An 11,662-nucleotide genomic window follows, 5' to 3' on the forward strand; every position below is an offset into this window, starting at 1 on the left:
TATAAACCATTTATAAGAGAGAACAATCGAGCAGAGAATTGATGATGATGTTAGGAATTATAAAATTATAAATTAAATTACTATTGCGATTTTACTGACTGTGGATAAAATTGGGTGAGTGAAAAAATAGATCGATAAATGATGGTTGAATCCTCAACTCTAAAAAAGCTTGATATTATGCGGTTTTTTGTAGGGATATCGAGATAGGGATGTTCTGGAAAATTTATTTATCGATCAATATATTTTATAATTCATTAATTCTCTTTATAAATAAATAAAAATTTATTAAATCATTCTAAAACATATTTAAAAAATATATAAAACCATGTATATTGATAAAAGATTTAGAAAAGGGGGATTACTTGTATGAAAAAGAATGTTTTCGTGGCAATGAGTTCTATCCTCGTTCTTGGTGCGGCACTCGCAGGATGCGGTGGCGGAAACCAGGCGGCACCAGCAGATAGCAATGCATCGGCAGGAAAGACAGAAAATTCTGCACCAGCAACTGGCCCTAAATTACTGAAACTGAACCTGCACTCCGAGCCACCAACAGCTGACCCAGGTATCGCGGAAGATACAACTTCCAGCACAATCATCACAGCTACCTTCGAAGGTCTGACTCGCGTTGGTAAAGACGGTAAATATGCTCCAGCAGCAGCAGAGAGCTATACTGTTTCTGAGGATGGTAAAAAATATACATTCAAAATCCGTGATAATAAATGGAGCAATGGCGATCCTGTATCCGCAAAAGATTTCGAATATGCGTGGAAACGCGCTCTTAATCCAAAAACAGCTTCCAACTATGCATACCAATTGTACTATGTGAAGGGCGCAGAAGCCTACAACAAAGGCAAGGGTAAAGTAGAAGACGTTGGCGTAAAAGCAGTTGACGATAAAACACTCGAAGTAGAATTGGCGAACCCAACTCCATTCTTCCTGGAGCTGGTTGCATTCAAAACATACTTCCCAGTTAATCCAAAAGTAGTAGATGGCAACGATAAATGGGCTACCGATGCGAAAACAGTTATTGGTAACGGTCCATTCAAAATGGATTCTTGGGAGCACAAGAGCAAGCTCGTAGTTTCCAAAAACGACAACTACTGGGATAAAGACAATGTAAAATTGGACAAAATCGAATTCTCCATGGTAGAGGATGAGAATACTGAGCTGTCCATGTACGAAAACGGTGAACTGCACTGGGCAGGTGCTCCAACATCTGCGTTGCCAACAGACGCGATCCCGGCTTTGAAAGAATCCGGCAAAATGACAACTCAACCAATCGCGGGTACTTACTTCTACCGTTTCAACACAGAAAAACCACCGTTTAACAACGTAAAAATCCGTAAAGCGTTTGCTTATGCGATCGATCGTCAAAGCCTGATCGACAACATCCTGCAAGCTGGTCAATTGCCTGCAACAGGCTATGTACCACCAAGCATGGCACTGAACAAAGACGGTTTCTACAAGGATAATGACATCGAGACAGCTAAGAAATTGCTCGAAGAAGGATTGAAAGAAGAGGGTCTCAGCAAATTCCCGGCACTTACTCTTTCCTTCAACACTTCCGAAGGTCACAAAAAGATTGCTGAAGCAATCCAAGACCAATGGAAGAAAAACCTCGGCGTAGACGTGAAGCTCGAGAACAAAGAGTGGAAGGTATACCTGGATGACGTACACCAAGGTAAATACCAAGTCGCTCGTGCAGGCTGGTTGGGTGACTTCAACGATCCAATCAACTTCCTGGAAATGTTCAAGGAAAAAGACGGCGGAAACAACGATACTCGTTGGGAAAATCCGAAGTACAAAGAACTCCTGAACCAATCCGCTCTGGAGCTAGACCCAGAAAAACGTAAAGCAATCTTGGCACAAGCGGAGCAAATCCTGATGGATGAAATGCCAATTATGCCAATCTACTACTACACACAATCTTGGGTGAAAGACGACAAGGTTCAAGACGTAATCATCGATGGTCTGGGTGCTGTAGACTACAAATACGCAGATATCGCAGAAAAGAAATAATAGCTATGCATGTAAAAGAAGAGCGGTGTTATACTCACCTCTCTTCTTTTTTTGTCTATATAATATCCAAATTTTTACACTTTTCATGTATACTAATTTTTGGAAGATTTTCATTAAGGAAATAGGGGTGTGTATGATGAAAAAGAGTGTTTTTCTGGCTTTGAGTTCAGTCCTCGTTTTCGGTGGAATGATGACAGGGTACGAAGGAGCTATCCAAGCAGCTGAACCTAAAGTTTTAAGAATGAATTTGCAAGGGGAGCCGCCTACAGCAGACCCAGGAATTGCGGAGGATACTACCTCTAGTACGATCATCACAGCTACATTCGAAGGTCTGACACGTCTCGGAACAGATGGAAAGCTGCACCCAGCCGCTGCTGAGAGCTTTACCGTTTCTGAGGATGGGAAGACTTATACATTCAAGATTCGTGAAGCAAAATGGAGCAACGGCGATCCAGTAACGGCATATGACTTCGAATATGCTTGGAAACGTGCTCTCGATCCAAAGACAGATTCCAGCTATGCATATCAACTGTACTATTTGAAAGGTGCAGAAGACTTCAACAAGAGGATTGGCAAGGCGGGAGACGTTGGCGTAAAGGCGATTGACGATAAGACGCTAAAAGTAGAACTGACAAACCCGACACCATTTTTCCCGGAGCTGGTTGCTTTTAAAACATACTTCCCAGTGAACAAGAAGGTAGTCGAAGGCAACAAAAAATGGGCTGACGAGGCAAAGACGGTTGTTGGCAACGGACCATTCAAAATGGAAACATGGGAACACAAGAGCAAGCTGACTGTTGTAAAGAACGAGAAGTACTGGGATAAAGCTAACGTAAAATTGGACAAGATCGAATTCACCATGATAGAGGATGAGAATACGGAGTTGGCCATGTTTGATAACGACGAACTGGATTGGGCGGGTGCTCCAAACTCCTCGCTGCCAACCGATGCACTTCCGAGTTTGAGGGAAGCTGGCATCTTGAAGACACAGCCAATCGCCGGTGCCTATTTTTATCGTTTCAATACAGAGCAAGCACCGTTTACCAATGCAAAAATTCGTAAGGCGTTCGCGTATGCAATTAAACGTGAAAGCATCACCACCGATATCCTGAAAGCTGGTCAAGTACCGGCAACAGGCTATGTACCTCCGAGCATGGTGTTGAACAAAGACGGTTACTTCAAAGATAATGACCTTAAAGTTGCAAAGAAATTACTGGTAGAAGGTATGAAGGAAGAGGGTATCTCCAAACTCCCGCCAATCACACTCATCTACAACACATCCGAAGGTCATAAAAAGATCGCAAAAGAAATACAGGCTCAATGGAAGAAAAATCTCGGTGTAGATATAAAGCTCGAAAATAAAGAATGGAAGGTATACTTAGAAGACGTTCACCAAGGTAAGTATCAAATCGCTCGGGGAGGCTGGTTGGGTGACTTCAATGATCCCATTAACTTCTTGGATATGTTCCAGGAAAAAGACGGCGGAAACAACGATACACGTTGGGAAAATCCAAAGTACAAGGAGCTCCTGAACCAATCCGCTCTGGAGCAAGACCTGGAGAAGCGCAAAGCAATTCTACTGCAGGCGGAGCAAATCCTGATGGACGAAATGCCAATCATGCCAATCTACTTCTATGCGAACTCTTGGGTGCAGAACGAAAATCTGAAAGATGTCGTGATGGATGGACTTGGGGATATTGACTTCAAATATGCGGATATCACCAAAAAATAAGAATGCAGGAGAAGAGGGCTATTTTCGTGTCCCTCTTCTTTTTTTTAGTCTCATGGACAAATGACCAATCCATTACGCCCTTGGCTACATAGAGTAAAAAGGAACTAACTGCAACCAGGGGGGATATTGATGGATATTGGTTCTTTGCTCAACATTGTCAAATCAATTCCTAAGGAAAAGCTGAGGACAGATGCGGGAATCAAGGAAGTCATTCGTGAAATGGCCAGAAAGTCAGGGAAAAAATTGACCGAGCAAGAGGTAAACAGTTATGCTGCGCAGTTTCGTCAGATGCAGAAAACAGAAAATGTCGGAAGCCTGTTGAATAAGCTTTCGAAAAAAGGTGTCACTGCAAAGGATTTGGAAAATATAAAAAAACGTTTTAGATAAGGGGGGAGAGTGAGGAGGGAGGTGGGATTATCGTTGAAAAAATGAAAGCGAAAAAGAAGCAGGCTGTCCCCAGGGGCAATTTGCAAGAATCGATCAACAAACTAGCGGATGCACAGCATGCAAACAATGCCCAAATGATGAGAGAAATGAGTCAGGTGCGACAGGAGCTGCAGGATATGAAGAATACACTGGGGCGTCTCAAACAAGCACCTCCAAGAAGTACAGGAGAACGTCGAGGGCTGCTGTTTGGAGGACGACGGAATGCCGCTCAAGTGGAAGCTGTACCCCAACCACAAAAGCCTGCCATTTCTATCGAAGACTTACTACCGCTTTTACCGTATCTAGGCGACGCTATTCCCCAATTGAAAAACCCCAAGGTAGCCGACTCCATTAAGGTGCTGTCGAATCCAGCTGTGATTTCGCTGATCCAGCAATTTCTTGCTAACGGGGGCTTGAACATGATAAAAAAACCAGTTCAAGAAGTAAGTAGGCAAGAGAGAAGGGGATTTTTTCGATAACAAATGATTAGTTGCAAAGACTGTCTCGCGGGGCTTGCGGAGGCGGTCTTTTCATTTTGGTACCAAAAGACTATAAACTTTACAGATCATCGAGCGTCTAATAGAATGGTGAACGTTGCACATTGGCTGACGCCACATAACGAAGAAAACAGACATCACGGAGGAGGTCAGGATGAAGAGACGATTTTACCCTCTGCTTTTTGCATTGCTGGTCCTACTGCTAATCCCCGGTTGGGCGGTTGCAGCAAGCAGTGCTTCAGAGGAAGCTGTCAATCTCATGATTGGTGGACAAGCAGTGAATGCTGAAGTGCCACCAGTCATCAAGAATGGACGCACGTTGGTTCCCGTCCGTGTCATCGCCGAAGGGCTAGGTGCAAAAGTGGATTGGAATGAAGCTACTCGAACAGCTGTCATTTCCAAAGGCACGCAGCAGCTCTCCCTTACACTTGACTCCAGTACGGCAATGTTGAACGGTAAACAAGTGAAGCTCGATACGCCGCCTGTTATTTCACAAAAGCGTATGTTGCTGCCGCTGCGTTTTGTCGGGGAGTCACTTGGTGTTACAGTCGGGTGGGACAACAGCACACGAACTGTCATTGCAAACGAAACACCACAGGTAAAGCTGAATGGCAAGGCACCAACCCAGCCGATCAAGCTGTATCAAGTGGAAGACACGATGTACGCGTCCGCACAGGCTGTAGCTGAGCAAGTGGGACAAAAAGGCTTTGCGTGGAAACGACCTGAGCGCGGGATGACGATTGATGATCAGTTGGTCCTCCCATTACGTCAATTGGAGGACGAGCTTGGCGGGTCATTTGCGTGGGACAAGAAAAATAATCAGGTTGAGATCGATCGCCTCAATGTTTTGAAAGATGTATCTAAGGATGGCGACCGTGTTCGTATTGAAACGACCATACCTGTAATTCCTCAGTCCTTTGTGATGACAGGTCCTCACCGGATCGTCTTGGATCTCCCACAAACAGCATTGGATGATGATTTAGTCGAAGATCTAAAACGTCAAGACGAGAAAAATGATAGTGTAGGCGAATCCGAGGAAATAGCCTCCGCTGATGATGAAGACCAAGACAGAGATTCAGATTCTGATGAACAGAATCAGGCAGAACAAGCGAAAGAAGAACCTCTCATCGCTGACCTGCGTTACAGCCAATACAGTGCATCTCCTGACACGGTCCGCGTTGTTATTGAGCTGAACCAAAAGAGCACGTATGAGCTGGCTTACACGAAAGACGGTATCGAAGTAAAATTGACGCCAAAACCGAAGAAAACAGGCTACCTGATCGTTGTTGATGCCGGTCATGGAGGAAAAGACCCAGGCACGAAGGGCTCCGCTGGCAACAATGAAAAAGATTACAACCTGGCTGTCTCCAATAAGATTGTGGCTTTGCTGAAGCAATATCCAGAGTTTCAAGTCGTTCCCGTACGCACGACAGATGTGTTTTATGAACTGTCAGAGCGTGTCGCTTTTGCCAATGAGTTAGAAGCCGACATGTTCTTGTCTATTCATGCCAACGCATTCCCGAAACCGACGGCTGCAGGAACAGAAACTTTCTATTATAATGAAAACAGTAAAGACTTTGCCCAAGTGGTACATAAACATTTGCGTGGGGCAACGCAGTTCCCGGATCGAGGCGTCAAACAGAGTGGCTTTTATGTGATCAAAAACACGAAAATGCCTGCTGTGTTGACCGAGACAGGCTTCCTCTCCAATCCACAGGAGAACGCGCAGCTGACGAATCCGGCATTCCAAGATAAAATCGCGAAAGCCATTGTTGCGGCTATTCGTGAATACTACGAGTCTTATCAGTAAGGGGGCTTTTCACGATGAAAAAAAGTCGAGTGATCTGGATGGCAGCGTTAGTGATGCTGCTTTTGGCCGGATGTGGGCAAAACGCGACAGAAACACCACAGCCAACCACACCAGTAGAACAGCCATCTGGTTCAAACACTGATCCATCGACAACAGAGCCGACTCTGAAAAAGCAAATGGTCACCGTTTACTATTCGGATAATAATGTGATGGAGCTGCAAAAAGAAGAGCAAGAGATCACGTTTGCAGAAGATATCGAGAAGTACAAAAAGACACTTGCCCTGTTGGAGACACCTGTAAAGCCAGACGTGCACACTCCACTGTGGAAAGACTTCAAGTACCATTCGATCACAATTGATAAAGGAACCCTGACGATTGATGCGGATAGCAAGAATCAGTTCAATATGGGTTCAAGTGGCGAGACGATGGCTTTGGATGCGTTGAAGAATACATTCTTTCAGTTCTCGGAAGTAAAGGAAATTGTCTTCTTAGAGGATGGCAAGAAAGTAGAAACGCTGATGGGGCACGTAGATCTCTCTGAGCCACTGAAACGAGACAATTAATTCATCACCATAAAGGCGGCACATCCTGTTAATCGGGATGTGCCGTTTTTTTCTCGTATCGTGGCTGGCGTGGGGAGAAGAATATTTCCAGTCTAGGCTCCAGGCTCCGTCCTGCTGGGGGCTGAGCTGTCCGCTCCGAAGCGATTAGCGGGGAAACGCAAAAGTGGTAGCCGCTACGTAGCGCGAGCACGTTGCGTTTCTTTTGCCCGCTAATCGCTTCTCCGCTCGGTTGGACTCCACAAGTCGCTACGCCTGGAAATATTCTTCTCTGTTGTGACTGATGACATCCTTACATTCTTTTAAGGCTTTTATAAACCGAATAGCACGGAAAGCTCGTAGAGGAAACAGGAGAAATAAGCGAAGATCTTTGGTACACCGACCGAGGCGTAATGAAAAAAAGCGAAACAAGCTTTTAGCGTCCACCTCTGAGACACCTCTTGAATGGACCACTTTGGACGCGGGTTTCGCTTTTTTTCATGGAGACGGGCAGTGAATCCCTCAGCGGGTGGGACAAGAAGCTGAGCGTTTTCTCCTGTTTCCTCCTCTCCCCAACAGCCGGACAGCCGGACATCATTTTTTATGTTGGTGTTTCTTCCCGATCCGTGAAAAGAAACTTGATGGCATACACCCCAAACAAGCCTACCATCGTATACACGATTCGACTGACGATAGACTCCGCTCCACCAAACAAGCTTGCGACTAAATCAAATTGAAATAACCCGATTAATCCCCAGTTCAGGGCACCAATGATCACAAAAAGCAAGGCCAGCCGTTCCACATGGACACCCCCACCAAAAGAATAGGGACAGTATTCCCATGCTTGCGCCGTTTTACAACAGGAACCCCTGCATCTTTAAGAAAGCTTTACATTCACAACATAATACGACAACATTCCCGCTGTATAGTTTGTACTTGTAAGAGAGAAAAAAACAAACCGAACCTTTTAAGGAGGATTTTCATCCAATGAAAAAACTCAGCAAAATGTTTATTGCGCTGACATGTGTAGGGGCATTACTCGCGGGGTGTGGAAGCGGCAACACTGCACAGACTCCAGCACCAGCGCAACAACCAGCTAAAGAGCAAAGCAACTCTGGTTCGACACCAAAAACTTCCGGTGAACCTGTAACAGCAGTGGGTTCTACCGCTTTACAGCCTCTGGTCGAGCAAGCGGCCAAAGACTTTATGGCAAAAAATGCAGGCGCACAAATCCAAGTACAAGGCGGAGGAAGCGGCACGGGCTTGAGCCAAGTAGCAAGCGGTGCAGCAACGATCGGTAACTCCGATATTTTCGCAGAAGAGAAAAAAGGCATTCCAGCAAACGAACTGGTAGACCATAAAGTAGCGGTTGTCGGTATGGCAGCAGCAGTAAGCCCGCAAGTAAAAGTAGACAACTTGACTAAGCAACAATTGATCGACATCTTCACTGGTAAAATCACCAACTGGAAAGACGTTGGCGGTGAAGACATGAAGATCACGCTGGTTAATCGTCCGAAATCTTCCGGAACGCGCGCGACATTCAGCAAATTCGCGTTGGATGGTAAAGAAGAAGCAGAAGGTATCACAGAGGATTCCTCCGGTACTGTTCGTAAAATCATTGCTGAAACACCAGGTGCAATTGGTTACTTGGCACTGTCCTACTTCAACGACTCTGTAAAAGCTCTGAAATTGGATGGTGTGGAAGCAAACGCAGAAAACATTACATCGAACAAATATCCAGTATGGGCGTACGAGCATATGTACACCAAAGGTGAAGCAGCTGGCGATGCAAAAGCGTTCCTGGACTTCATCCTGACTGACGAAGTACAAAAGAAAACTGTAACAGAATTGGGCTTCCTGCCAATCACAGATATGAAAGTGGAACGTGATGCAGAAGGCAAAGTAACACAAAAATAAGCGTTATCGTCAACAGCAAAATAGAGGGGTAGGGGGGCCTTCCCCTCATTTTGCTTGCGTACAGTCGTTTTCTTTCCAGGAGGGAGAACATGAGCCATCGTACTGAAGGGGTAAATACAGAGCGTAAATCGATGATTGCGCAAAAAATGCTGACAACGAACAAGCGTCAAAAGACAGAGAATATTACCGGCAAAACCATCGCGATGATTTGTGCGGGTTTGCTCGTTATTGTTGTTTTATCGATCACCTATTTTATTGCTTCAAAAGGGCTGTCGACGTTCTTCGTCGATGGGGTAAGCTTCAAAGAATTTTTAACGCATGACAAATGGGACCCAGAAGGTGAACCATCCGCGTATGGTGTGTTGCCCTTTATCCTCGGTTCGTTTTTCGTAACGGCACTGGCTGCTTTGATTGCCGCGCCACTTGGAATCGGCGCCGCTATTTTTATGACAGAGATCTTTCCTGGCTTCGGGAAAAAAGTATTGAAGCCGGTTATCGAGCTGTTGGTTGGTATTCCATCAGTCGTTTACGGTTATGTTGGACTAACATTGCTTGTTCCATTTATTCGCGAACAATTTGATGTTCTTGGCTTCAGCTTATTGGCAGGGGGACTTGTTCTTGCCCTGATGATTTTGCCTACCATTACGAGTGTGGCAGCAGATGCAATTGAGGCTGTTCCGCAAGATTTGCGCAACGCTTCACTCGCGCTGGGTGCTACTCGCTGGCAAACCATTTGGAATGTCGTGTTGCATTCCGCGCTTCCTGGCTGTTTAACGGCCATTGTTTTGGGGATGTCTCGCGCTTTTGGAGAAGCTTTGGCTGTGCAAATGGTTATCGGTAACACAACGAAGCTGCCAGGCGGTTTGTTCGAACCGATCAGTACGCTCACTAGCGGTATTACATTGAACATGGGGAATACGATTCAAGGAACTCCGTATAACAATGCTCTCTGGTCAATGGCTTTGCTGCTCTTGGCGATGTCTTTCATCTTTATCGTGATTTTGCGCCTGTTGGGCAGAAAGAGGTTGGCGAAATAGATGAAAGCGAGACTGATGGACCGCGCTGCTACTGTTGTTTTGACACTGATTGCCGTACTGATTATTGGTACCTTGGTGGGACTATTGGGCTTCATTCTCTCTCAAGGTTGGCATAAGCTGAATCTCGACTTTTTGACCTCTCCGCCGGATATCGTCAATGCGGGTGGCGGGATTGGACCACAGCTTTTCAACTCGTTGTACTTGCTGGTCCTGACCATGCTGATCGCGTTGCCGCTCGGAATCGGAGCAGGCATTTATATGGCCGAATATGCGCCGGATAACAAGATTACACAGTTTATCCGCATGAGTATAGAAGTATTGTCTTCCCTTCCGTCTATCGTAGTTGGTTTGTTTGGATTACTCGTGTTCGTAAATATGACAGGCTGGGGCTATACCCTGTTTGGTGGAGCACTTGCGCTGACAGTATTTAACCTGCCACTCTTGGTTCGCGTAACAGAGGATGCACTGCGCAACGTACCTCGCAGTCAAAAGGAAGCGAGTCTCGCGCTTGGTATTACCAAATGGCGTACCATCGTGTCTGTCATCCTTCCAGCAGCGCTCCCAGGGATCATTACGGGTGCCATTCTGGCATCAGGCCGTGTATTTGGGGAAGCGGCTGCCTTGCTGTTTACGGCAGGGATGTCTTCACCGAATCTGGATTTCACCGACTTCTCATTGAATAGTACGACCTCACCGTTGAACCCGTTCCGTCCTGCCGAGACATTGGCCGTGCATATTTGGAAGGTAAACAGCGAGGGGCTGACACCGGATGCGCGTGATGTCGCAGATGGCGCGGCTGCTGTTCTGATTATTGCCGTCTTGCTCTTTAACCTTTCCGCTCGTTGGTTCGGGAATTGGGTTTACAAAAAGATGACGTCAGGATCAAACTAAGAAGAGGTAGGTGGCAGCCATGTCCGTACTGACCATGCAAGAAACGATCATTCAGACGAATAACGTGAATGTATACTACGGAGAGAAGCAAGCCGTAAAAAATATATCAATGGATATTGAACGCAACTCCGTGACGGCCTTTATCGGTCCGTCCGGATGTGGGAAATCGACGCTTCTACGGAGCTTGAACCGGATGAATGATCTGGTTCCTTCTTGTCGTGTAGAGGGCTCCATTATTGTAGATGGTATCGACATTAACAGCTCGCAAGTAAACATCGAGAGTCTGCGCCAAGTGGTAGGAATGGTGTTCCAACGAGCGAATCCATTTTTCAAATCGATCTATGAAAACATCGCATTTGCACCTCGTTTCCACGGGATGACAAATAGACGTGATTTGGATGAATTGGTTGAGTCGAGCTTGCGAAAAGCAGCGCTTTGGGATGAGGTAAAGGATCGTCTTCGCGATTCAGCGCTCTCCCTTTCTGGTGGACAGCAGCAAAGGCTTTGTATCGCGCGTGCAATCGCGATGCAACCAACCATTTTGCTGTTGGACGAACCGGCTTCCGCTCTCGATCCGATCTCTACCATGAAAATCGAAGAGCTGGTCATGCAGCTAAAAGATGAGTATACGATCGTGATCGTTACCCATAACCTCCATCAGGCAGCGCGAATTTCGGAGAAAACCGCCTTCTTCCTGATGGGTGAGCTGATCGAGATGGAGGAGACGGGGAAAATCTTCACATCACCTGAGAACGAAAAAACCGAAGCGTATATTAGCGGACGTTTTGGTTGAT

At 45.9% G+C, this 11,662-nt stretch carries 11 protein-coding genes; 10 read left to right on the forward strand and 1 reads right to left on the reverse strand.

Annotated features, from left to right (window positions below; translation table 11 throughout):
- Positions 1 to 366 precede the first annotated feature (366 nt).
- The 6 genes from HPY28_RS23890 (at position 367) to HPY28_RS23915 (ending at position 7,047) form a co-directional block, all read left to right on the forward strand.
- Positions 367 to 2,019: a peptide ABC transporter substrate-binding protein gene (locus tag HPY28_RS23890; protein ID WP_017247269.1), complete on the forward strand. Its 1,653-nt coding sequence runs from the start codon at positions 367 to 369 to the stop codon at positions 2,017 to 2,019.
- A gap of 136 nt (positions 2,020 to 2,155) precedes the next feature.
- Complete coding sequence (locus HPY28_RS23895; RefSeq protein WP_174231566.1) at positions 2,156 to 3,751, forward strand: peptide ABC transporter substrate-binding protein; 1,596 nt, start codon at positions 2,156 to 2,158, stop codon at positions 3,749 to 3,751.
- A 129-nt stretch (positions 3,752 to 3,880) separates the two neighbouring features.
- Positions 3,881 to 4,138, forward strand: a complete 258-nt coding sequence (locus tag HPY28_RS23900) for a hypothetical protein (RefSeq protein ID WP_007721136.1) — start codon at positions 3,881 to 3,883, stop codon at positions 4,136 to 4,138.
- A gap of 41 nt (positions 4,139 to 4,179) precedes the next feature.
- Positions 4,180 to 4,656 carry a hypothetical protein gene (locus HPY28_RS23905; RefSeq protein WP_017247271.1) on the forward strand — a complete coding sequence of 159 codons (477 nt, stop codon included), beginning with the start codon at positions 4,180 to 4,182 and terminating at the stop codon, positions 4,654 to 4,656.
- Positions 4,657 to 4,828: 172 nt separating this feature from the next.
- The gene (locus tag HPY28_RS23910; protein WP_174226277.1) at positions 4,829 to 6,484 is read left to right on the forward strand and encodes an N-acetylmuramoyl-L-alanine amidase family protein; all 1,656 of its coding nucleotides are present in this window, start codon (positions 4,829 to 4,831) and stop codon (positions 6,482 to 6,484) included.
- Positions 6,485 to 6,498: 14 nt separating this feature from the next.
- Positions 6,499 to 7,047: a GerMN domain-containing protein gene (locus HPY28_RS23915; RefSeq protein ID WP_174231548.1), complete on the forward strand. Its 549-nt coding sequence runs from the start codon at positions 6,499 to 6,501 to the stop codon at positions 7,045 to 7,047.
- A 577-nt stretch (positions 7,048 to 7,624) separates the two neighbouring features.
- Here HPY28_RS23915 and HPY28_RS23920 read toward each other — a convergent pair.
- Positions 7,625 to 7,825, reverse strand: a complete 201-nt coding sequence (locus tag HPY28_RS23920) for a DUF378 domain-containing protein (protein ID WP_017247274.1) — start codon at positions 7,823 to 7,825, stop codon at positions 7,625 to 7,627.
- Positions 7,826 to 8,010: 185 nt separating this feature from the next.
- On the opposite strand from HPY28_RS23920, the gene HPY28_RS23925 reads away from it, so the two are divergent.
- The 4 genes from HPY28_RS23925 (at position 8,011) to pstB (ending at position 11,661) form a co-directional block, all read left to right on the forward strand.
- The gene (locus tag HPY28_RS23925; RefSeq protein WP_017247275.1) at positions 8,011 to 8,940 is read left to right on the forward strand and encodes a phosphate ABC transporter substrate-binding protein PstS family protein; all 930 of its coding nucleotides are present in this window, start codon (positions 8,011 to 8,013) and stop codon (positions 8,938 to 8,940) included.
- Between the two features lie 89 nt (positions 8,941 to 9,029).
- The gene (gene pstC / locus HPY28_RS23930; protein ID WP_017247276.1) at positions 9,030 to 9,977 is read left to right on the forward strand and encodes a phosphate ABC transporter permease subunit PstC; all 948 of its coding nucleotides are present in this window, start codon (positions 9,030 to 9,032) and stop codon (positions 9,975 to 9,977) included.
- Positions 9,978 to 10,868 (forward strand): phosphate ABC transporter permease PstA, encoded by an 891-nt coding sequence (gene pstA / locus HPY28_RS23935; protein ID WP_017247277.1) that lies wholly within the window; start codon positions 9,978 to 9,980, stop codon positions 10,866 to 10,868. It begins immediately after the preceding gene.
- Positions 10,869 to 10,887: 19 nt separating this feature from the next.
- A complete protein-coding gene (gene pstB / locus HPY28_RS23940; protein ID WP_174226280.1) occupies positions 10,888 to 11,661 on the forward strand; it encodes a phosphate ABC transporter ATP-binding protein PstB in 774 nt (257 codons plus the stop codon).
- The last annotated feature ends 1 nt before the right edge of the window (position 11,662 follow it).

The organism is Brevibacillus sp. HB1.2, assembly GCF_013332495.1.
Taxonomy (GTDB): Bacteria; Bacillota; Bacilli; order Brevibacillales; family Brevibacillaceae; genus Brevibacillus; species Brevibacillus porteri.

Coding starts and splice junctions, on each gene's coding strand:
- pstB (WP_174226280.1), top strand. CDS start 10,888: ATGTCCGTACTGACCATGCAAGAAACGATCATTCAGACGAATAACGTG.
- HPY28_RS23915 (WP_174231548.1), top strand. CDS start 6,499: ATGAAAAAAAGTCGAGTGATCTGGATGGCAGCGTTAGTGATGCTGCTT.
- HPY28_RS23910 (WP_174226277.1), top strand. CDS start 4,829: ATGAAGAGACGATTTTACCCTCTGCTTTTTGCATTGCTGGTCCTACTG.
- HPY28_RS23890 (WP_017247269.1), top strand. CDS start 367: ATGAAAAAGAATGTTTTCGTGGCAATGAGTTCTATCCTCGTTCTTGGT.
- HPY28_RS23905 (WP_017247271.1), top strand. CDS start 4,180: ATGAAAGCGAAAAAGAAGCAGGCTGTCCCCAGGGGCAATTTGCAAGAA.
- HPY28_RS23895 (WP_174231566.1), top strand. CDS start 2,156: ATGAAAAAGAGTGTTTTTCTGGCTTTGAGTTCAGTCCTCGTTTTCGGT.
- HPY28_RS23925 (WP_017247275.1), top strand. CDS start 8,011: ATGAAAAAACTCAGCAAAATGTTTATTGCGCTGACATGTGTAGGGGCA.
- HPY28_RS23900 (WP_007721136.1), top strand. CDS start 3,881: ATGGATATTGGTTCTTTGCTCAACATTGTCAAATCAATTCCTAAGGAA.
- pstC (WP_017247276.1), top strand. CDS start 9,030: ATGAGCCATCGTACTGAAGGGGTAAATACAGAGCGTAAATCGATGATT.
- pstA (WP_017247277.1), top strand. CDS start 9,978: ATGAAAGCGAGACTGATGGACCGCGCTGCTACTGTTGTTTTGACACTG.